The organism is Aeromonas sp. ASNIH1, from assembly GCF_002934285.1.
GTDB classification, from domain to species: Bacteria; Pseudomonadota; Gammaproteobacteria; order Enterobacterales; family Aeromonadaceae; genus Aeromonas; species Aeromonas caviae.
The window spans coordinates 4,877,064-4,898,392 of the sequence record NZ_CP026228.1 but is presented as its reverse complement, the minus strand read 5'-3'; the positions used below and the strand labels follow the sequence as shown (position 1 = coordinate 4,898,392).

The 21,329-nt window shown below is 57.9% G+C and carries 14 protein-coding genes and 1 tRNA gene; 9 read left to right on the top strand and 6 right to left on the bottom strand.

Annotation, left to right across the window (positions count from 1 at the left end; all coding sequences use genetic code 11):
• Positions 1 to 21 precede the first annotated feature (21 nt).
• Both C2U37_RS23550 and C2U37_RS23545 read left to right on the top strand, forming a co-directional pair.
• Positions 22 to 1,482 carry a YfjI family protein gene (locus C2U37_RS23550; RefSeq protein WP_024941028.1) on the top strand — a complete coding sequence of 487 codons (1,461 nt, stop codon included), beginning with the start codon at positions 22 to 24 and terminating at the stop codon, positions 1,480 to 1,482.
• A gap of 514 nt (positions 1,483 to 1,996) precedes the next feature.
• Entirely contained in the window at positions 1,997 to 3,049 is a 1,053-nt protein-coding gene (locus tag C2U37_RS23545) for a YagK/YfjJ domain-containing protein (protein WP_080689687.1), read from the top strand.
• A 148-nt stretch (positions 3,050 to 3,197) separates the two neighbouring features.
• Here the strand turns inward: C2U37_RS23545 and C2U37_RS23540 are convergent.
• Together C2U37_RS23540 and C2U37_RS23535 are read right to left on the bottom strand one after the other, a co-directional pair.
• Positions 3,198 to 3,273, bottom strand: a tRNA-Thr gene (locus tag C2U37_RS23540).
• Between the two features lie 87 nt (positions 3,274 to 3,360).
• Positions 3,361 to 4,101, bottom strand: coding sequence for a phosphatase (locus tag C2U37_RS23535; protein ID WP_005324180.1), 741 nt, complete (start codon positions 4,099 to 4,101; stop codon positions 3,361 to 3,363).
• Positions 4,102 to 4,571: 470 nt separating this feature from the next.
• Here C2U37_RS23535 and C2U37_RS23530 point away from each other — a divergent pair, with 470 nt between their 5' ends.
• The 4 genes from C2U37_RS23530 (at position 4,572) to C2U37_RS23515 (ending at position 11,880) form a co-directional block, all read left to right on the top strand.
• A complete protein-coding gene (locus C2U37_RS23530; RefSeq protein ID WP_005324182.1) occupies positions 4,572 to 5,225 on the top strand; it encodes a TetR/AcrR family transcriptional regulator in 654 nt (217 codons plus the stop codon).
• Between the two features lie 47 nt (positions 5,226 to 5,272).
• Positions 5,273 to 7,597, top strand: a complete 2,325-nt coding sequence (locus C2U37_RS23525; RefSeq protein WP_041213197.1) for an acyl-CoA dehydrogenase — start codon at positions 5,273 to 5,275, stop codon at positions 7,595 to 7,597.
• Positions 7,598 to 7,758: 161 nt separating this feature from the next.
• Entirely contained in the window at positions 7,759 to 10,821 is a 3,063-nt protein-coding gene (locus tag C2U37_RS23520) for an efflux RND transporter permease subunit (RefSeq protein ID WP_104453160.1), read from the top strand.
• Between the two features lie 15 nt (positions 10,822 to 10,836).
• Complete coding sequence (locus C2U37_RS23515) at positions 10,837 to 11,880, top strand: efflux RND transporter periplasmic adaptor subunit (RefSeq protein ID WP_104453159.1); 1,044 nt, start codon at positions 10,837 to 10,839, stop codon at positions 11,878 to 11,880.
• 68 nt (positions 11,881 to 11,948) lie between these two features.
• On the opposite strand, the gene pyk is transcribed toward C2U37_RS23515, so the two are convergent.
• Both pyk and C2U37_RS23505 read right to left on the bottom strand, forming a co-directional pair.
• A complete protein-coding gene (pyk, locus tag C2U37_RS23510) occupies positions 11,949 to 13,388 on the bottom strand; it encodes a pyruvate kinase (protein WP_041214849.1) in 1,440 nt (479 codons plus the stop codon).
• Between the two features lie 160 nt (positions 13,389 to 13,548).
• Entirely contained in the window at positions 13,549 to 14,403 is an 855-nt protein-coding gene (locus C2U37_RS23505; RefSeq protein ID WP_029314760.1) for a MurR/RpiR family transcriptional regulator, read from the bottom strand.
• A gap of 348 nt (positions 14,404 to 14,751) precedes the next feature.
• Between C2U37_RS23505 and glk the strand changes: the two genes are divergently transcribed.
• Positions 14,752 to 15,720, top strand: coding sequence for a glucokinase (gene glk, locus C2U37_RS23500; protein WP_104453158.1), 969 nt, complete (start codon positions 14,752 to 14,754; stop codon positions 15,718 to 15,720).
• A gap of 369 nt (positions 15,721 to 16,089) precedes the next feature.
• Here the strand turns inward: glk and C2U37_RS23495 are convergent, their stop codons facing one another.
• Together C2U37_RS23495 and C2U37_RS23490 are read right to left on the bottom strand one after the other, a co-directional pair.
• The gene (locus C2U37_RS23495; RefSeq protein ID WP_442778409.1) at positions 16,090 to 17,460 is read right to left on the bottom strand and encodes an ATP-binding protein; all 1,371 of its coding nucleotides are present in this window, start codon (positions 17,458 to 17,460) and stop codon (positions 16,090 to 16,092) included.
• A gap of 11 nt (positions 17,461 to 17,471) precedes the next feature.
• Positions 17,472 to 18,146: a response regulator gene (locus C2U37_RS23490; RefSeq protein ID WP_041207018.1), complete on the bottom strand. Its 675-nt coding sequence runs from the start codon at positions 18,144 to 18,146 to the stop codon at positions 17,472 to 17,474.
• An 859-nt stretch (positions 18,147 to 19,005) separates the two neighbouring features.
• Between C2U37_RS23490 and rfbB the strand changes: the two genes are divergently transcribed.
• Positions 19,006 to 20,073 carry a dTDP-glucose 4,6-dehydratase gene (rfbB, locus tag C2U37_RS23485; protein ID WP_104453157.1) on the top strand — a complete coding sequence of 356 codons (1,068 nt, stop codon included), beginning with the start codon at positions 19,006 to 19,008 and terminating at the stop codon, positions 20,071 to 20,073.
• 75 nt (positions 20,074 to 20,148) lie between these two features.
• The gene (locus C2U37_RS23480) at positions 20,149 to 21,327 is read left to right on the top strand and encodes a UDP-N-acetylglucosamine 4,6-dehydratase (protein ID WP_233768444.1); all 1,179 of its coding nucleotides are present in this window, start codon (positions 20,149 to 20,151) and stop codon (positions 21,325 to 21,327) included.
• Positions 21,328 to 21,329 lie beyond the last annotated feature (2 nt).

Sequence of the window (21,329 nt, the reverse complement as noted above, 5' to 3'; positions counted from 1 at the left end):
ATTAACGAAGGAGATCTTAAAATGTACGCAACCCCCATCAAGCTCAATCTGATTGGAGAATTTCCTGTTCATGTACTCGATGAACAGCTGCAAGACGTCATGCGTCAGATCCAACAGCAGACTCAAGCGCCCCTTGGTTTGATTGCCTCATCCGTACTCAGTGCGATGGGACTGGCTTGCCAAGATCTGGTGGATGTCAGTCCTAAAGCAGACCTTATTCACCCAGTCTCCCTGTTTATTATTACCAAGGCTGACTCGGGCGAACGAAAAACAGCGGTTGACGAGCTGGTGATGAAGCCTTTTCGTAAACTGGAACTATTAGCAGAACAGCAATATCGTGATGCGTATGAACAATACACCATCGAGCTCAGTGTCTGGGAAGAAGAGCAAAAGGCATGTAAGAAGGCGTTGCATAAAGCCATTCTGGCGAAAGGAGATGCCTCGTCTGAAAAACAGGCATTACGAATGGTAGAGGCCGCCAAGCCTCCAGTTCCATCGAATAAGAAGTGGCTTCTGAATGATGTGACGAGTGCAGCCATCAAACATGCCATTAGCGCCTATGGTCACACCATTGGTGTCTTCTCGGATGAGTCCGCACATCTTTTTGCCAGTGATTTCATGCGCGAGACCTCTGTACTGAACTCTTTGTGGGGGGCAAAACCAATTTCGGCTATGCGAGTATCGACTCAGGGAGCGACAACGATCGGTGATTACCGATTTAGCCTTTCCCTGATGGTTCAGGGGCCGCTCTTTGAACGGTTTCTTGATCGTCAAGGCGAGCAGGCTCGCGAGTCTGGGTTTTTCGCTCGCTGTTTGTTGTCTGAGCCCCACTCAACCCAGGGATCACGATTTTTCTGTGATGAGTTGTCGCCAGGAGATGTCAATGCCACCTCTTTGAACGACTTCTACCACACGGTAGAAAAACTGCTTAAGGCATCTCAGATGCGCCGTGAATTGGGTAAGCCCAGAATGTGCTTAACACTGTCGCCAGAAGCCCGTGCGCGCTGGTTCGAAGCATCAAATTACGTTGAGAACAACATTGGTCCCTTCGGAGAATGGCGTGAGTACCGGGACTTTGCTTCTAAATTCATGGAGCATGCTTCAAGAATTGCCGCAGTCTTGCACTGCTTTACTAAACGTAGTCCAGTCATCTCTGACGTGAGCATGCATGCAGCAATAGTTATTGTTAACTGGTACTTCCAGCATTTCATCCAACAATTTAAAGAACGTACAGTTCCGAACGATATTCGCGAGGCGAATGAACTAGAACGTTGGCTGGAAATCAATCTGCATCGCAGCCAGAATGGTGCATTCAAGAAGAATGATATCCGCAAATTTGGTCCGAATTGCATCCGGAATAAAGTAAAATTGGAGCGAGCACTGAATGCACTTGTTAATCGCATGGCAGTGACCCAGCACCAATTTAATGGCACGAGTTATGTCAACTATTACCTGCCAGGGCAAAGACGGGCACTTGTGTAACTGCAGGTGCTTTAATACGTAGCATCTGACACATTTCATGTGTAGCTATAAAGGCGCTTATATAGCAATAAGCATATTTATAGCCAACGGAGATAATGTTAAGCGTCTACATAGCTAACAGTGACTCACAAAACCCACTCTTGGTTAGATGATAGCGTGAGTGCAGAGAAGGGGGGTAATAGACACTAACTATACAAATAAAAAATAACTCTTACAGAGCATTTGCACTGGTTAAACTAAGATGTGTTCGAACCTTTTCCTCAAAAATATTTCGTGCCATCGAGTCATTAATATTGGTTTTTAATGTTATTTATAGTTCATCTAACTCAGTATTTAACAGAATAATAAATAACCACCTAACTGGTTATCCAATCATTCAGACTCACAGTCGACAATGATGGATCAGAGTACAGGCGTAATCAACAAGATGAAGCCTGTAACCAGATGTACGAGTAGGACATGACCACATGTCCTTACACGCTACTAACACCAAGGATTAAATGAAAGGGAAGGTATGTCTAAGTATGTTCATAATAGTATCGACATTGATGCTATCCCTATACAGAAAGAACCAAGCAAAGCATTGCGTATGAATAATGCAATTCCAATAACAAGAGCGTTGCGTGAAATGCTTGTTCAATCTATTCATTATCAGGCGCTATTCAAATTCATCGACAAACTGGAACAGATGGATGCCCACCCTGCTCTATTTTCAGCTGAAATTCTGGGGTGGATTTACCCTCTAACTAAGGAGGGGAGAGAACTATCAGATATAGTCACGCTTGCTATGCAGGTATACAAGCATCAGGAATTTTTTAATTTGCATCCCAAGTTGGCTTGCTTGTGCAATTTCGTCGTCAAGCATCAACTTCATGAGATGATCATGGATGGTGGCGTCAGCAAAGATGCGCAGGTCAATCTGAAGTTCAGGTATCAACAGTTGATATCGGAATTGAAGTCTGAAACTATGCAGGGAAAGTGCCATACCTTCATGAAGGGAGCTAAGAAGAATACAGCATCACTGCATCGCTACGTGAATCGGCTGTTTGGGCGCTATGCTCGTCTTCTGGTGCTGCGGGTCGATTTGTACTACAAAACGGAGTTCTTGGACGCGCTTTCTATTGAGGAGATCATCAAGCACAAAAAAGCGCTGTTTAAAACCCGTCGTAAGGGGGCATTAGCTGCCAATTGGGTCGGGTATGCTTGTCGTTTGGAATTTGCACCTCTAACAGGCTTTCATTTTCACCTGGCAGTTTTTATGAACGGTGCTCATGTCCAGCGTGATGTTTACTATGCAGATGCCATCATTAAGGAATGGTTGCGTATCACGGGCAATCGAGGCAGAGGGCATAATTGCAATCAGAAAAAGGCTGAATACCGGGAGTGCGGGATTGGCATGGTGGGGCATGCCGACAAGACGAAACGGTGCTATTTACAAAAAGCGCTTGCTTATCTGACCAAATCAGAGTCAGCCGCTAGGCTGAAACTCAAAAAGCACCGTACCTTTTTCAAAGGCAACTTGCCCAAGCACGACACTGCACGAGGCAGACCGCGTGTGAAGGTGTGAATTAAGGCCTCGTCTGGTGGCAAGTTTAGGGGGAGGAAGTAGGCAATGCCAAAAGCTATGGTTGGTTCTACAAGTACGCGAGCAAGTACGAAATAGCAAAAATGCACAAAGGGTTAGCCCCACGAAGAAGCTAACCCTTTGTTTTATCTGGTGCCGGTAATAGGAGTTGAACCTACGACCTTCGCATTACGAATGCGCTGCTCTACCAACTGAGCTATACCGGCGGCTTGATGTTCAGAGTCGTGAAAAAAGCCGGACAAGTCAATTGAGCCAACTCGATTTTATGAGTTGGCTCATGATGTTAAGGCATATCAGAGGTCAACGAACTCCGGGATGTGGGCACGGCCACGGCTCTCGAGAAAATCGAGCAGTGCGCGGGGGGAGCGGGCCAGGATCCGCTCATGTGGGAAGTTGGCTTCGGTGACCAGCCGATGGCAGTGATCAAAGTCGCCGAGGCTGAATGCCACGTGGGAGTCGGAGCCGAAAGTGAGGTAGGCACCCAGATCGCGCGCTGCCTCGACGATGGCGCGGCAGTTGCTTTCACTACCTGCACGGGAGTGACTGAACGAGGAGTTGTTGACCTCCAGCGCCACTCGATACTCAGCCGCTGCCTTGACCACCGCCTGGATATCGATAGGGAAGGCGGGGTTGCCGGGGTGGCTTATCATGTCGACCCGACCACTTCGAATGGCGTTGATCATGGCCTGGGTATGGGTCGCCTGATCGCAGGGGGGAAACACCGGTTCGTGAAAGCCCGCCATGATCATGTCGAGCCGCGATTCGTAGCGCTCGGGGAAGTCTATTTCACCGTCGATGTTCTTGATGTTGGCTTCGATGCCGCGCAGGATGCCGACCCCGTCCACGACCCTGGGCAACACGTGCAGATTGACGAAATGCCAGTAATGCGGAGCATCTGCCATGTCCGGGCCATGGTCCGTGGTGGCGAACAGCTTGATCCCCTTGGCTTTGGCGATGGGCAGGTAATCGTGAATGGTGCTGTAGGCGTGGGTGCTGGCGACGGTGTGCGTGTGGGTATCGACCGTATACTTCATCTTCTCTCCCCTCTGGCATGAGGCGACAGCATAGCAAGATTGGCGAAGCCGGGCCATGTGGCTGGTTGCCATACTTTGTCACAATTTGGGTCTGTGCTGACAAAGTCTGATGACGTTTCACTGCGAGGATGGCGACATCGATGCAAGCCTGAACACCCATCGATGGGTCGACACTGGATGGTCAGACCCGTTTTCCCCGCCGTCGCCCCTGCGACGGTTTTTTTTTGGGTTCTCTGTCGGCGCATCGGGTGACGGCAGGGCAAAAAAATGCCCAACTAGCATGGCGCAGGTTGGGCGAGACTTAATGTTTAATTGCAGTGGCATAGATATAGAGTGCCGTCTCGCCGCGAAGTTCCCGCCATCTTCCCTCTTTTTTGATTAAAAACATTTAGCCAACACTTGTTCACATTCTCTTGACATGAGTGGGCGTGAAACGTACTTTTTAAACATTCGTTTAAGTGAGGTGTCCAGTGAGTAAAATCGATACCAAGAACCGTATTCTCGACGCCGCCGAGGTGCTGTTTGCCGAGCGGGGGTTCGCCGATACCTCGTTGCGTCTGATCACCAGCGAGGCCGATGTGAACCTGGCTTCGGTCAATTATCACTTCGGCTCCAAGAAGGAGCTTATCCAGGCGGTGCTCGACCGTTATCTGAGCCTCTTCATGCCGGCACTGGACGGGCGGTTGCAGACGTTGATGGCGCAGGATCAGCTGACCCTGTTGCAGGTGTTCGAGAGCTTTGTCGAACCCCTGATGAAACTGTCGGCCGTCAGGGCGAATGGTCCGGCGCTCTTCATGCAGTTGCTGGGGCGCGGCTATATCGACAGTCAGGGCCACCTGCGCCGCTTTATTACCACCCATTATGGGGCGACCCTGCACGGGATCACCCAGGCCATCTCCAAGGCCAATCCGGATTTGTCGCCAGCGGATCTCTTCTGGCGCCTGCACTTCACCCTGGGCACCGTCGTCTTCACCATGGCCTCTGCGGATGCCCTGCGTGACATCGCCCAGGCCGATTTTGGCCAGCAGCTCGATGTGGAAGGGCTGGTGCGCAACGTCATTCCTTATCTGGCGTCCGGTGTCGGGGCGCCCGTGGAGTCGACCAGGCTCTCCCTGGCCGTGTAACACCTAACAATAATCAACGGAAACAGTGAAATAGAAGGAACTTCGGTATGATCACATTGCTTGTCCTGCTGGTGCTGGCGATAGCCGTGGTGCTCGGTGTCCCCGCCATCCGTAAAAAGGTGGTGACCCGCCCCGTGTTCGGCATCTTCAAGAAGATACTGCCGCCCCTGTCGGCCACCGAGCGGGAGGCCATGGAGGCCGGCTCCGTCTGGTGGGACGGGGAGCTGTTTCGCGGCAACCCGGACTGGAAGAAACTGCACGGCTACGGCAAGGCCGAGCTGAGCGCAGAAGAGCAGGCCTTTATCGACAACCAGGTCGAAACCCTGCTCGCCATGGTGGACGACTTCAAGATCGTCAACGAGACCAAGGACCTGCCGGAGCCGGTGTGGGACTATCTGAAGAAAGAAGGCTTCTTCTCCCTGATCATCCCGAAATCCTACGGCGGCCGCGAGTTCTCGGCGATTGCCAACTCCACCATCGTCACCCGTATCGCCACCAAGAGCCTGAGTGTCGCGGTCACCGTCATGGTGCCCAACTCCCTCGGCCCGGGCGAGCTGCTGATGCACTACGGCACCCAGGCCCAGAAAGATTTCTGGCTGCCGGGGCTGGCCAACGGCAAGGAGGTACCCTGCTTCGCCCTGACCGGGCCGGAAGCGGGCTCCGATGCGGGCGCCATCCCGGACAAGGGGATCGTCTGCAAGGGGATGCACAAGGGTGAAGAGGTGCTGGGCATTCGTCTGAACTGGAACAAGCGCTACATCACCCTGGCGCCGCGTGCCACCGTGCTGGGGCTGGCGTTCAAGCTCTATGACCCGGAAAAACTGCTGGGTGACAAGGAAGAGATCGGCATCACCTGTGCGCTGATCCCGACCAGTCACCCAGGCGTGCGCGTCGGCGATCGCCACTACCCCATGGGGTTGGCGTTCCTGAACGGCCCGACCTTCGGCAAGGATGTGTTCATTCCGCTCGACTGGATCATCGGTGGCCCGGATTACGCCGGCCGTGGCTGGCGCATGCTGGTGGAGTGCCTCTCCGCCGGTCGCGGCATCTCGCTGCCTGCTCTGGGTACCGCCTGTGGTCACATGGCGAGCCGCACCGTGGGCGCCTACTCCTACGTGCGCAAGCAGTTCGGCATGTCCATCGGCAAGTTTGAAGGGGTGCAGGAAGCGCTGGCCCGCATTGGCGGCCTCACCTATCAGCTCGAAGGCGCTCGTCGCATGACCGCAGGTTCCCTGGATTTGGGTCAGGCACCGGCCATCGTCACCGCGATTTCCAAGTACCACATGACCGAGATGGCCCGCCAGGTGATGGATGACTCCATGGACATCCATGCCGGTCGCGCCATCCAGCTGGGCCCGAAAAACTACACCGGCTACGCCTACATGGGCATTCCGGTGGCCATCACGGTGGAAGGGGCCAACATCCTGACCCGCAACCTGATGATCTTCGGGCAAGGGGCCACCCGCTGCCATCCGTATGTGTTTGCCGAGCTGGAAGCGGCGGCCGACACCGATGTGGAGCGCGGTCTCGAGAAGTTTGACGCCCTGCTGATGAAGCACATCGCCTTCGGTACCGGCAACTTCTTCGGTGCCCTGTTCCAGGGGCTGACCCTGGGCCAGTTCAACAGCGCCCCGGTGGCTGGCGAAACCGCCCGCTACTACAAGCAACTCTCCCGCATGAGCAAGGGGCTGGCCCTGTGCGCCGACGTCTCCATGCTGATGCTGGGTGGCGATCTCAAGCGCAAGGAGATGATCTCCGCCCGTCTGGGTGACGTGCTGAGCCACCTCTACCTGGCCTCCGCCACCCTCAAGCATTACGAGGATCAGGGCCGCATGGTCTCTGACCTGCCGTTCGTGCAGTATGCGGTGGAGCGCAACCTCTATCTGATTGGCAAGGCGTTCGAGGGCTTCTTCCAGAACTTCCCGAACAAGGTGGTGGGTGCCGTACTCAAGCGGGTGGTGTTCCCGTTCGGCGTCGGTTACAAGATGCCGGCGGATGATCGCTGCCATGCCATCTGCCTGGCCATGATGACGCCGGGCGAGTTCCGGGATCGTCTGACCGCGCTCTGTTATGTAGGCAAGGACGAGGCGGATCCGGTGGGGCTGATGGAGCGTGCCTTCCAGGCCATGGTCTCGGTGCAGCCCATCGAGAAGAAGCTGGTGCAGGCCCAGAAAGAGGGCAGACTGCCCCGCAAGCTGGCGCTGCCTGAGCTGGTGGCTGCGGCCCTGTCCCAGTCGATCCTCGGCAAGGAGGAGGCGGACAAGTTGCTGGCCGCCGATGCCCTGCGCTACGAGGCTATCCAGGTGGACAACTTCGCTCCTGGCGAGCTGGAAGGATTGTCTCAACCGAACCCGGTCGAGCATGCAGCCTGACCCCGCGCGTAAACCGACAACCGGCCCTAGTGGCCGGTTTTTTGTTGTTTAACCAGGCATTTACAACCTGGATTAATTCCAGTTTAATGCAATGGCCCCCACCCTTGGGGCAGGAAGCAAGGCCATCGGAATGGCCGATAACAACAACTCAGGAAGAGTGAATGAACCTCGCCAAAACGGCGATCGAACGCCCCATCTGGGTGGCGGTCTCGGTCGTGCTGATTTTTTTGCTGGGCCTGCTCAGCATCCGGGGACTGCCCGTCCAGCTGTTTCCCGACATAGACCGTCCTCACCTCAACATCACGGTGGACTGGCGTTCGGCCTCGCCCCAGGAGATGGAGTCGGAGATAACCGATCCCATCGAGCAGGAGATGCAGGGGGTACAGGGGCTCAAGAGCCTCAGCAGCAACAGCTACCCCGGCTTCACCGAAATAGACATGGAGTTTGCCCTCGGCACCGACATGCAGCGGGCCCAGCTTGATGTCATCTCCCGCCTGAACCGGGTCTCGGGACTGCCGGACAACATCGGTGGCCCTTACGTCAACAACTACAGCAGCAACGACACCCTGACCTTCTTCTTCATCCAGCAACTGCCCGGCGCCAAGGGGGAGATAGACGATCACCAGGCGCTGATCGAGGCGAGGGTCAAGCCCGAGCTGGAGCGGATCCCCGGGGTGTCCACGGTCGACATCGAGGGGATCAACGAGCGCCAGATCCAGATCCGTTTCGACCCTTACCGCGCCGCCGAGCTGGGGGTGGAGATCCCGGTGCTCGCCAGCCGGGCAACGACGGGCTGGGATGTGTCGGCCGGCACCCTCGACATCGGACGCTGGGAGTACAAGCTGCGCTTTGCCGGTCGCTATGACGTGGCGGCCCTGGGGGACAAGGTGGTGGACTGGCGTGACGGCCTACCTATCTATCTGCGGGACGTTGCCGAGATCAGAGTGGCCCGGGAGGAGAACCCGGTGCTGCGCATCCAGAACGGCAACACCGCCATCGCGGCGCAGATCTTCAAGGAGAGCGGTGCCAATGCCCTGGCGGCGCTCGAGGGGATCAAGGCCAATGTCGGGGAGCTCAACCGGGAGGTGCTGGAGCCGGTCGGCCTGCACATGGAGCAGTCGTTTGACGCTTCCCTCTACATCAACCGGGCGGTGAGCATGGTGACCGCCAACCTGGGGCTCGGGGTGCTGCTCTCCTGCGCCATCCTCTGGCTCTTTCTGCGCCAGCTCAAGGCGACCCTGATGATCGCGATCGCCATTCCCATCAGCATCATGCTCACCTTCTGCCTGCTCAAGGTGATGGGGCGGACCCTCAATATCATCTCCCTGGCGGGCATTGCGTTTGCGGTAGGCATGGTGCTCGACGCCGCCATCGTGGTGCTGGAGAGCATCTACCGGCGCCATGAGCGGGGTGACATCAGCAAGGGAGAGGCGGCGCTGGAGGGCACCCGCCGGGTGTGGACCGCTCTGGTGGCGTCCACCCTGACCACGGTCGCCATCTTCCTGCCGGTGCTCCTGCTCAACGACGTGGAAGGGCAGTTGTTTGCCGATCTTGCGCTCACCATCGCCTGCGCGGTGACCGTCTCCATGGTGGTGGCGGTCACGGTGTTGCCTGCGGTGGCGGCGCGCTGGATGGGGCACGAACGGCTGATTGATCCCTTTGAGCGCCTGTGGTGCCGCGCCACCCGCCATGTGATCCGCTGGACTGCCACCGCCCCCAGGCGCTGGGCCATCATCGTCCTGATGATGACGGGGCCTGTGCTGGTGAGCTGGTTGATGTTGCCCAAGATGAACTACCTGCCGGATGTGAAGCGGGACGCCATCGACGTCTGGATGAGTTTCACCCCCGGGGTCAATCTCCAGGCCCAGCGGGAGGAGGTGATCGATACCCTGATTGCCCGCCTCGACCCCTATATGAAAGGGGAGAAGGAGCCTGTCCTCAAGAACTACTACATCCTGCGCTACCCGGGCGGTGCCCAGATCGGGGTGCGACCAAAGGAGGATAACCAGATCAAGGTGCTGGAGCAGCTCTTGATGAAGCAATTGCTGGTGGGCATTCCCGACACCCGGGTGTTTGGCGGTCAGGGGTCCCTGTTTGGCGGTTTTGACAGTGAAAACAGCATCTCCCTGCTGATCCAGGGGGGTGGGCTACCCGAACTCTATCAGGCGGCCAGGGAGAGCATGACCATAGTGCAGCGGGACTTGCCCGGCGCCCAGGTCAGGCCAGAGCCCGGACTCGATTTCACCGCTCCCGAGCTTCGGCTGGTGCCCCAGGACAGGCGCCTGGCCGAGGTGGGCTGGGATCGCTCCCCCATGCCCGCCATCATCCAGACCTTTGGCGATGGTCTGCGGGTCGGCGAATATTTCGACGGGGATGAGCGGCTCGACATCCTGCTGATGGGGCAGGCCTCCGCCAACCCGGACGAGCTCAAGGCGGTGCCGCTTGCTACCCCGTCCGGGCGTATCGTTCCCCTTGGGGAACTGCTGCGGGTGGAGCCGCAACTCGGGCCTGAGAGCATCTTCCGATCCGATGGGCGGCGCAGCATCAGCCTGCAGATTTCGCCCCCTGCGGGGATGAGCATGGAGCAGGTGCTCGACACCCTGCAGCACAAGAGCTTTGCCGCCATCCGGCCGTTGCTGCCGGCCGGGGGGGAGCTGCGGGTCGCCGGCAATGCCGACAGCCTGCAACAGGCGCTCGGCAACCTCGGCAGCATCTTCCTGTTCGCCGTGATGATACTGCTGATTCTGCTGTGGGGGGTCTTCGCCTCCCTCAAGGATGCCGTGCTGGTATTGCTCACCTTGCCGCTCGCCACTGTCGGCGGCGTGCTGGCGCTGCACCTGAGCGGTCTGGTGGCGCCGCTGCCGATGGACTTGCTCACTATCATCGGCTTCGTCATCCTGCTCGGGTTGGTGGTCAACAACGCCATTTTGCTGGTGCACCAGACCAGGATGGCCGAGCGGGAGGGGATGAGCCGACAGTCGGCAGTCACCGATGCCCTGCAAAGCCGGGTGCGTCCCATCGCCATGACCAGCCTCACCAGCATCTTCGGCATGCTGCCCCTGATGCTGAGTCCGAGCGAGGGGAGCGAAATCTACCGGGGGCTGGCCACCGTCATCGTCGGCGGCATGAGCTGCAGCACCCTCTTCACCCTGATCCTGTTGCCCGCCTTCCTGCGGTTGGGGGAGCAGACCGACATACCGCACGCCCTTCGGCAGCGTGCCTGAGCAAGGAGCTCATCGATGACACAAGGTTTCACAAGGATAGTGGTGGGGGCTCTGCTGCTGGCTGGCGGGCTGCCTGCGCTTGCACAAAGCAAGATGGTGACGCTGGCGGAGGTGGCCCAGGGAGAGGCGGGGGCCAGCATCTGGGTCAGCGGCACGGTGGCGAGCCGCCAGCAGGCGGCGCTCAGCGCCGAAGTGAGCGGCCGGGTGGAGTGGATAGCCGAGTTTGGCAGCCGGGTGAAAGCGGGGGACGAGTTGCTGCGCCTGGACAGCGCGACTCTGCGCCTCTCGCTGGAGCAGGCGAGGGCGGAACAAGCAAGAGAGGGGAGCAATCTGCGTTACGCTCGCGCCGAGTTCCAGCGCCTGGATCGTTTGCACCAGCAAAAGAGTGCCTCCCAGAGCCAGTATGACAAGGCGCGCTATGACGTGGAGCAGGCTGAGCTGGCCGAGCAGCTGGCGCGGGTGCAGGTGCGCCAGATTGAGGAGCAGCTGCGCAGAAGCCGCATCTTTGCCCCGTTTGACGGAGTGGTGAATGAACACTTCATCCAGCCGGGGGAGCATGTGGATGCGGGCGAACAGGCGCTTGAGCTGGTCAATCCGGACCAGCCGGATATCCGGTTGCGTGCGCCTATCGCCTGGGCCCGGCAACTGGCCACCCAGGCCCGGTTGCGGGTGGAAGGGGAGCAGCTCAGCAGCCACGCCATCTATGACCAGCGGGCGGCGAGCGCCGATCCCAAGTCCCGGCTCATCGAGCTGCGCCTCAAGCCGGAAGCGGGCACGTTCATCATCGGCTCGCCGGTGCGGGTGGCGCTGCCGATGGGAGAGCAGCACACCATGCTGCTGCCACGGGATGCCCTGGTGCTCGGCACCGAGGGAAGCGTGGTCTATCAGGTGGAGCAGCGCGGCGAGGCGCTCACGGTGAATCGGGTGCCGGTCACCGTGCTCTTTGGGGACAGCCGGGAGGTGGCGGTGAGTGGCGCCCTCAAGCAGGGAGACAAGGTGGTGGTGCGCGGCGCCGGCAGCCTGCAGGATGGGGACAAGGTGGAGCTGTTTCGCGGTTGAACCTGGGCAGGTCCCATAAAAATAACGGCTCCCGCGGGAGCCGTTTTTGTTGCAGGGAGGAGGGGCGATTACTCGACCATCATCACCTTGCAGGTGTTGGTGCTGCCGACGGTTTCCATCTTGTCGCCGTGGGTGAGCAATACCATGTCGCCGCTTTGCAGCAGTCCCTTGGCCTTGAGCACGTCCAGCGCGTCGCGGCACACCTCGTAGACCGGCTTGGTCTCGTCGCCATCAAACAGCACGGGGGTGACGCCGCGGTAGAGGTTGGCCCAGGCCAGGGTCTTGTTGTGAGGAGACATGGCGAAGATGGGCAGGCCGGAGCTGATGCGGGACATCAGCAGCGGGGTGGTGCCCGACTCGGTCAGCGCCACGATCGCCTTGACCCCTTCTAGGTGGTTGGCCGCATACATGGTGGACATGGCCACCGCTTCTTCCACCGAGGTGAAGGTGTAGCTCATGCGGTGGTTGGAGACGTTCAGGCTCGGGTGCTTCTCGGCGCCCACACAGACGCTGGCCATGGAGGTCACGGTCTCGATGGGGAACTGGCCGGCGGCGGTCTCGGCGGAGAGCATCACCGCATCGGTACCGTCCAGCACGGCGTTGGCCACGTCCATGACTTCGGCACGGGTCGGGAGCGGCGCGTTGATCATGGACTCCATCATCTGGGTCGCGGTGATGACCACGCGATTCAGGCGACGGGAGTGGCGAATGAGCTTCTTCTGCACACCCACCAGTTCGGGGTCGCCGATTTCGACACCGAGATCGCCACGGGCCACCATGACGGCATCGGAGCCAAGGATGATGTCTTCCATCGCCTCGTCGCTGGCGACGGTCTCGGCGCGCTCGACCTTGGCCACGATCTTGGCGTTGGAGCCAGCTTCGCGGGCCAGTTCGCGGGCGTAGCGCAGATCATCGCCGCTGCGGGGGAAGGAGACCGCCAGGTAGTCCACGTTCATGCGGGCGGCGGTCTTGATGTCTTCCTTGTCCTTCTCGGTCAAGGCCGGGGCGGAGAGGCCGCCACCTTTCTTGTTGATGCCCTTGTTGTTGGAGAGCGGGCCGGCCACGGTCACCGTGGTGTGGATGCGGGTGCCTTCGACCTGTTCGACCTTCAGTTGCACACGGCCATCGTCCAGCAGCAGGATGTCACCGGATACCACGTCCTGTGGCAGGCTCTTGTAGTCGATGCCGACCTGCTCCTGGCAGCCTTCTCCCTTGCCGAGGGCGGCATCGAGAATGAACTTGTCACCGATGGCGAGGTAGATCTTGCCATCCTTGAAGGTGGAGACGCGGATCTTGGGGCCTTGCAGATCGCCCATGATGGCCACGTGGCGGCCCAGCTTGGCGGCGATGTCACGCACCTGGTTGGCGCGCTGGATATGATCTTCAGGAGTGCCGTGGGAGAAGTTCATCCGCACCATGTCGGCACCGGCGCGAATGATCCCCTCGAGAATGCCGTCGCGATCGGTCGCCGGACCGAGTGTGGTAACAATCTTTGTACGTCTTGGCATGAAAGACTCCAATGTGAAGTTGATATGACTTGAAATACTGCCCCGTCAAGCATGTGGCATGGTGCCAACTGGCAGGCCATCTGGGTGGCCTTGTTTGATTGAATTTCGATACTACACCAAGCCCGTTGGCATAGACAGTCGGGGGCGGACCCCCGAATGATCAGGAGGAGTGCGGGGTATCAAAGCGGGATTCGCGCAAACCTTCTTTGACTTTCTTCAGGTTTTCGCGAAATTTCATGCCACGGCGCAGGGTGAAACCGGTGGCCAGCACGTCCACCAGGGCGAGCTGGGCGATGCGCGAGGCCATGGGCATGTAGACGTCGGTGTCTTCCGGCACGTCCATGGAGAGCACCAGGTTGCATTCGCGGGCCAGGGGAGAGTCCTTGGCGGTCATGCCGATCACGGTGGCATCGTTTTCCCGGGCCAGCGCGGCAATTTCCACCAGGGCCTTGGTGCGGCCGGTGTGGGAGATGAGGACCACCACGTCCCCTTCGCTGCTGTTGATGCAGCTCATGCGCATCATGACGATGTCATCGAAGCTCACCACGGGGATATTGAAGCGGAAGAACTTGTTCTGGGCATCCCGGGCGACGGCGGAGGAGGCGCCCAGACCAAAGAAGCTGATCTTCTTGGACTGGGTCAGAATATCGACGCAGCGGTTGATGGCCGAGATGTCCAGGCTGTTCTTGGCGGCATCGAGGCAGGCCATGGTGGATTCGAAGATCTTGGCGGTATAGGTATCCGGGCCGTCTTCCGCTTCCACGTGGCGGTTCACATAAGGGGTGCCGTTGGCCAGGCTCTGGGCCAGGTGCAGCTTGAAATCGGGAAAACCCTTGGTATCGAGGCGACGGCAGAAACGGTTGACGGTCGGTTCGCTCACATCGGCCAGCTTGGCCAGGGTGGCGATGCTGGAGTGAATGGCGGTCTGGGGTGAGGCCAGGATCACTTCAGCCACCTTACGCTCTGATTTACTGAAACTTTCCAGATTGTTCGTAATTTTATCGAGGGTATTCATCATTACCACCAGGCATTTTTGTAATTTAACTTCAGTGTCTGTGCACTAAATTCACAGCTCAAGCAGGTTTCCAGTCTCCGCGATGACTATACAAGACAAGCGCTTATCGGAACTAATCTCGGCCCTGCAAAGTATGACTCGTGTCTAATTATTTCGTGTTTTTAGTTGCAAACTTCCATTTGTGTCTTGAAAACGCTTACAAATGTTGCAAAGCAACAACACTGTGAGCGGGCGCACACTTGTCTGCATAAATCGCACAGCCCGGCTGCGGGCTCGAGTAGTATTGCAGCCAAATAATAATGTCGGGACGGTAAGGGCCGCCCCGAGTCGGTAACGAAGGAGTTTGTTATGCAGCATACCCATGCGCTGGTGGGCGACGTTGGCGGTACCAATGCCCGGCTGGCCCTCTGCGAACTGGCGACGGGCGCCATTTCCCAGGCAAAAACCTATTCGGGGCTGGCCCATCCCAGCCTGGAGACCGTGGTGCGCCTCTATCTCGAAGAGCACGATGCCACCGTGGGCGAGGCGTGCATCGCCATCGCCTGTCCCATCAACGGTGACTGGGTCGCCATGACCAACCACAGCTGGGAGTTCTCCATCCGCGAGATGCAGGCCAACCTCGGCCTTGCGCGCCTGCAGGTGATCAACGATTTCACTGCCGTCTCCATGGCGGTGCCCGTGCTCGGCGAGAGCGATCGCATCCAGCTCGGGGGCGCGGCTCCGGTAGCCGGCAAGCCCATCGCCATCTATGGCGCAGGGACCGGCCTTGGCGTTGCCCACCTGGTGCAGGCCGGTGAGACGTGGCTGAGCCTGCCGGGTGAGGGCGGCCACGTGGACTTCGCCGCCAACACGGAAGAGGAAGATGCGGTGCTGCAGGTGATGCGCGGCGAGCTGGGCCATGTGTCGGCGGAGCGTTTCCTCTCGGGCCCCGGGCTCGTCAATCTCTATCGCGGCCTGGTCAAATCCGATTGCCGCGAGCCCGAACCCTTTGCCCCCAAGGACATCACCGAGCGTGCGCTGGCGGGGGATTGCCTCGATTGCCGCCGCACCTTGAGCCTGTTCTGCGTGCTCATGGGCCGCTTTGCCGGCAACCTGGCACTCAACATGGGCACCTTCGGCGGTGTCTACATCGCCGGTGGCATAGTGCCGCGCTTCCAGGAGTTCTTCATTGGATCGGGCTTTCGGGTCGCCTTCGAGGACAAGGGGCGCTTCAAGCCTTATCTCAAAGACATTCCGGTCTTCCTCATCACCCATGAAGGGCCGGGGCTGCTCGGGGCGGGAGCCTATCTGCGCCAGTCGCTCGGGATCCGTCTCTGAGCCTTGCCAGGGTGAACATGGTTCAGTCCCGATTCAGTGACCGGGGCGTAAAGTGAACCTACGTACTCAAGAGGACGGGGCTTCATAGGGAATTGAAACCGGTCTTCATCCGCTGGGTGCGCATTGTCACCTGACAAGCCTGAACTGTTTTACCGGCCCTCGCGGCCGGTTTTTTTATGCCTGTCGTTTCTGTGCGAGCATGGGGCTGAGGGGAGCGGCAGGTCAGCTTCTGATGGGGGTGCAAGCTCGTCAGCCTCGCTGCCATGTGCTTGGCCTGGTCGAAGCATAAGGAGTGAGGCGTGAGACAGGGCAAGCACCGGGATGGCAATGCCCGAATGCGGCAGGGGCCAGTACTTGGCCCCTGCGCTGTCAGGGGAGGGTGATGTGGAATCTCGCGCCGCCGAGCGGGGAGTCATCCACCCGGATCTCGCCGCCGTGGCTGTGCACGATTTCGGTCACCACGGCGAGGCCAATCCCCTGGCCGGGGGAGCTGTCAGCCCGCACGCCGCGCTGGAAGATCTGCTGCGATTTGCCGGGATCGATGCCGGGACCGTCGTCTTCCACCACGATGAGCAGGCCGCGCTCCCGGTGGCGGACATGAACCCGGATCTCGCTGATGGCGAATTTGCAGGCGTTGTCCAGCAGGTTGCCCATCAGCTCCATCAGATCGCCCTGCTCGCCGTGAAAGAAGACATCGTCGTCAAACTGGAAGCCGGTCTGCAGCTTCTTGTGGCGATAGACCTTGGCGAGGCTGGCCAGCAGCTTCTCGATGAGGGGAACCGGTTCGGTGCCCTTGCTCGCGAGGCGCTTTCGCCCGGTGACGGCGCGGCGCAACTGGTACTGGATGATCTGATCCATGGTGGTGATCTGTTCATTGATGTTGTCATGGATGTCGTGGCCGAGCTTGAGCTCCTGGGCGGTGATCTGGATGAGCGCCAGCCGGGTTTTCAGGCTGTGGGCGAGATCGTTGAGGGCGTGCTGGTAGCGCTGGGTCTGCTGGCGTTCGTTCTCCAGCAACTGGTTGACCGAGCTTGTCAGGGGGGTCAGCTCGCGCTCGTAGTCGTTTGACAGCGCCTCTCGCGTACCGGCGCGGATCTCGTCAATCTGGCGCGCCATGGTGCGCAGGGAGGAGAGGCTCCAGAAACTGGTGAGCAGCAACAGAGCGCCCAGCAGACAGTAGGCGAGCAGCGCCTGGCGAATGCAGCGGTAGAGGTAATCGCGGGTCTGGGCCTGATAGCGCCGGGCGGAATCGACCATCACCACGTAGTAGGTGGTGGGGCCGGCGCCATGATTGCGCAGGAAACGCAGGCTGTAGATGAAGTAGCTCTCGCCGTTCTTGATGGTATGCAGCTTGAAGAAATAGTCCTGATCCAGTCCCCCCAGGTATCTCATCAGATCCCGGCAGATGGTCTCCTTGATGGAGACCACCTCCGGCATGTGCAGGCTGGACCAGCTCAGCACTCCGTCGGCGCGGCAGATCAGGGTATCGAGATTGGGATCGATGGCATCCGGGGTGAGCTTGCCTAGATCCGTCATGGCGTGGGGCTCCGGCTGCTTGGACGAGAACAGCTTGGAGAGGTTCTCCTGCATGCGGACACTGGCTTTCTGGGCCTGCTCCTCGGCATGGCCGAGGTAGAGGATGTAGACGGAGAAGGCCATGATGAGCGCGATGACCAGCATGGCACTCAGCATCAGCTTGAGGTGCAGGGAGCGGCGGATCAGGGTCAGGGGATGCAACATGGCAAGGCGCATCAGCTGCAGGCGAGGTTGAAGATGTAGCCCTGGCGGCGGATGGTGGAGATGGGCTGGATGCTCCCTTCCGGATCCAGTTTTTTGCGAAGCCGGCTCACCATCACCTCGATGGTGTTGGGATCCCCTTCACCATCCCCATAGAGCTGATCCAGCAACTGCTGTTTGGAGACCACCTGACGGGCATTTCGCATCAGGTATTCCAGGATCAGATATTCGAAACTGGTCAGCACGGTGACCTCGCCGGCGATGGTCAGCTCCTTGCGGGAGAGATCCAGCTCGTAGTCACCCGCCTTCACTCTGGGGGAGATGAAGCCGGCGCTGCGGCGTACCAGCGCATTGAGACGGGCCAGCAGTTCGTCCTTCTGGAAGGGTTTGACCAGGTAGTCGTCCGCCCCGGCCTCCAGTCCTTCCACCTTGTCCTGCCAGTTGCCTCTGGCCGTCAGCACAATGATGGGAAAGGGGATCTGCTGCTCGCGCAGGCGGGTGATGAGCTGAAGGCCATCCATGTCAGGCAGGCCCAGATCGATGATGGCGACATCGATGGGGTAGTCTGCTGCGTAGTGCAGCGCCACCTGGGCATTGTCCGTGCTGTAAACCTGGTTCTGGGCCTCGGTCAACAGGGTGGAGAGGTGGTGATTGAGCAGCTTGTCGTCTTCAACCAGTAGGATTTTCATAAGATGCATGATGATGAGGGTCCAGGCTGTCAATTAGAGGGTCAACAAGAGGGAGAGTCAATCCGGATCCTACCTGACCCCGCTGTATCGGGACTGAATCATCCCTGTCTTCTTTCCTCATGCATTTCCCATGATGCAACGCTGTGTCATCAGCCTCGTGTTCAGGCTCGCTATCCGTGCCTGCCGGTTTCTGGGTGTTGAGGGTCAGAGCCGGTGCAGGGGCTGGTCGCGACCATTCTTATCGCACAAGCGGCTTGCCGCTTTCAGCCTGCCGATACACAGGGGCAGGGGGCCTTGCTGGCATCAGGCCATTCCCGAGTGCCTGCAAGCGCTTGAGGTATGAATTTAATTGTTTGAAATTAAACATGTTTACATGCCCTGGCCTGGATGTTGGAACAAAGCAGGGCAATCCCCGGCAACGGCTGAGTGGATTCACGGAGGGCAGTATCACATGAATGGTTTTTTTTGAATCCTGATTTCAATAGGCGCTTTCCTATTGTTTTGACTGTTCATCTTTGGGTTAAACAAGATAGAATCTGACCCCGAATCGGGTTTGGGGCGCAGATAGCCCAAGATGTGAGCAATGCAGGCTGTGGACTGCCTGGGTGTGCAATGTAATGCGACAACATTGTTAAACATCAATCAAAACAAGAAGCTGGAGGATGTGATGGCCAACAGCACGGACAATCAGGTTAAAAGCAGCATGTTGGGAGCTGTAACCCAAGGGCGGTAGCTAACACAGTTGCCAGCTTCTGGCTGTCGTGGTTTTCTCAGGCAATATTGACCTCGAATACTGGTCATACAAGTATGGCCTTGCCTGCCTCAGCTATTCACTGACCATGCATGAACACCCACTGATATGAAAATTCTTGTTACCGGTGGTGCCGGCTTTATCGGTTCTGCCGTTGTCCGCCATATCATCCGGTATACCCGGGACTCAGTTGTCAATCTGGACAAGCTGACCTATGCGGCGGATCCGGCATCTCTGGCGTCTGTATCTACGAGCGATCGTTATGTGTTCGAGCAGGTCGACATCTGCAATCGCGTTGAAGTGGACAGGGTCTTTACAACCCATCAACCCGATGCCGTAATGCACCTGGCCGCCGAGAGCCACGTTGATCGCTCCATCACCGGTCCTGCCGATTTTATCCAGACCAATATCGTCGGCACCTATATGTTGCTGGAAGCGGCACGCGCCTATTGGAACGATCTGGACGAGGTACGCAAGGCTGCATTTCGCTTCCATCATGTCTCCACCGACGAGGTATACGGCGATTTGCTCCATCCGGATGAGTTGACTTCCGGAGCCGCGCTGCCGTTTTTCACCGAAACTAGCTCGTATGCGCCGAGCAGCCCCTATTCTGCCGCCAAGGCATCGAGCGATCATCTGGTGCGCGCCTGGCACCGAACGTACGGGCTGCCCGTGCTGGTGACCAACTGCTCGAACAATTACGGGCCCTGGCAACATGCGGAAAAACTGATTCCACAAACGATCGCCCACGCCCTGGCTGGCAAGCCCATCCCGCTTTATGGCCGGGGAGATCAGATCCGCGACTGGCTCTATGTGGAGGATCATGTCAGAGCACTGTTGCTGGTGCTGACCAAAGGGCGAGTGGGAGAGACCTACAACATCGGGGGCCACAATGAGAAGCGCAATCTGGAAGTGGTGCAAACCATCTGCGATCTGCTCGACGAACTGGTCCCCTTGTCCCCATCTCCTCTTGAGGGAGAAAAGCCCGGGGAAAAGGTGAAAAGCTATCGGGATCAAATCACCCATGTGGCCGACAGGCCCGGCCATGACCGACGTTACGCCATTGATGCCGGCAAAATAGCCACTGAATTGAAATGGCTGCCGCAGGAGAGTTTTGAGTCAGGATTGTCCAAGACGATTACCTGGCATCTCTCGCAAATGCGCGACATTGATTGAATTCATCATTGATATATTGCACGTCCTGCGTGGACTGAACTTGAGATTGGTATCTTTTATATGAAGAGTAATATTTTGAGTCTCATTGGTCGTAATAAAGACCTGTTCGTTGATGACATCGGCAAAAATGAGCAACAGCTGTCTGATATCGTCAGCCAGTCCCGTTTTCTTGTGCTTGGTGGCGCCGGTTCTATTGGCCAGGCGGTAACCAAAGAGATCTTCAAGAGAAATCCACGTAAATTGCATGTGGTCGATATCAGCGAGAACAACATGGTCGAGCTGGTGCGCGATATCCGCAGCTCGTTCGGGTATATCGATGGTGATTTCCAGACGTTCGCCCTGGATATCGGCTCCATTGAATATGACGCCTTTATCAAAGCTGACGGCGCCTATGATTACGTGCTCAATCTTTCTGCGCTCAAACATGTACGCAGCGAGAAAGATCCTTTCACGTTGATGCGCATGATCGATGTCAACGTCTTCAACACGGACAAAACCATCCAGCACTCCATCGACATGGGAGTGAAAAAGTATTTCTGTGTTTCGACGGACAAGGCGGCCAATCCGGTCAACATGATGGGGGCGTCCAAGCGCATCATGGAGATGTTCCTGATGCGCCGCAGCGAACAGATTGCCATTTCAACCGCGCGCTTTGCCAACGTGGCCTTCTCCGATGGCTCCTTGCTGCATGGCTTCAACCAGCGCTTGCAAAAGCGTCAGCCCATCGTCGCCCCCAACGACATCAAACGCTACTTCGTGACTCCCCAGGAGTCCGGTGAGCTGTGCCTGATGTCCTGCATCTTCGGTGAGAACAGGGATATCTTCTTCCCCAAGCTCAGCGAATCCCTGCACCTGATTACCTTCGCCGAAATCGCCGTGAAGTATCTGGAGCAGCATGGTTACAAGCCGCATCTGTGCAAGGACGAGGATGAAGCCAGAGCCTTGATGGCGAGCCTGCCCGAGCAGGGGATGTGGCCCTGCCTGTTTACCGAGAGTGACACCACGGGTGAAAAAGACTTCGAAGAGTTCTTCACGGAGAAGGAAGTGCTGGATATGGCCCGGTTCGAGAACCTGGGCATCATCAAGAATGAACCCTCATATCAGAATGATCTGCTCAACCATTTCGAGCAGACCATTGCAGCCATGAAAACAAAACGCGCCTGGGACAAGAAAGAGATCGTCGAGTTGTTCTTCGCCATGATCCCGGATTTTGGTCACAAAGAAACGGGCAAATATCTCGACGGCAAGATGTAAGG

Excerpts from the sequence above, each read along its gene's own strand:
- rfbB (WP_104453157.1), top strand. The coding sequence starts at position 19,006 with ATGAAAATTCTTGTTACCGGTGGTGCCGGCTTTATCGGTTCTGCCGTT.
- C2U37_RS23535 (WP_005324180.1), bottom strand. The coding sequence starts at position 4,101 with ATGAAGTATACGGTCGATACCCACACGCACACCGTCGCCAGCACCCAC.
- C2U37_RS23550 (WP_024941028.1), top strand. The coding sequence starts at position 22 with ATGTACGCAACCCCCATCAAGCTCAATCTGATTGGAGAATTTCCTGTT.
- glk (WP_104453158.1), top strand. The coding sequence starts at position 14,752 with ATGCAGCATACCCATGCGCTGGTGGGCGACGTTGGCGGTACCAATGCC.
- C2U37_RS23495 (WP_442778409.1), bottom strand. The coding sequence starts at position 17,460 with ATGTTGCATCCCCTGACCCTGATCCGCCGCTCCCTGCACCTCAAGCTG.
- C2U37_RS23490 (WP_041207018.1), bottom strand. The coding sequence starts at position 18,146 with ATGAAAATCCTACTGGTTGAAGACGACAAGCTGCTCAATCACCACCTC.
- C2U37_RS23515 (WP_104453159.1), top strand. The coding sequence starts at position 10,837 with ATGACACAAGGTTTCACAAGGATAGTGGTGGGGGCTCTGCTGCTGGCT.
- pyk (WP_041214849.1), bottom strand. The coding sequence starts at position 13,388 with ATGCCAAGACGTACAAAGATTGTTACCACACTCGGTCCGGCGACCGAT.
- C2U37_RS23505 (WP_029314760.1), bottom strand. The coding sequence starts at position 14,403 with ATGAATACCCTCGATAAAATTACGAACAATCTGGAAAGTTTCAGTAAA.
- C2U37_RS23545 (WP_080689687.1), top strand. The coding sequence starts at position 1,997 with ATGTCTAAGTATGTTCATAATAGTATCGACATTGATGCTATCCCTATA.
- C2U37_RS23520 (WP_104453160.1), top strand. The coding sequence starts at position 7,759 with ATGAACCTCGCCAAAACGGCGATCGAACGCCCCATCTGGGTGGCGGTC.
- C2U37_RS23525 (WP_041213197.1), top strand. The coding sequence starts at position 5,273 with ATGATCACATTGCTTGTCCTGCTGGTGCTGGCGATAGCCGTGGTGCTC.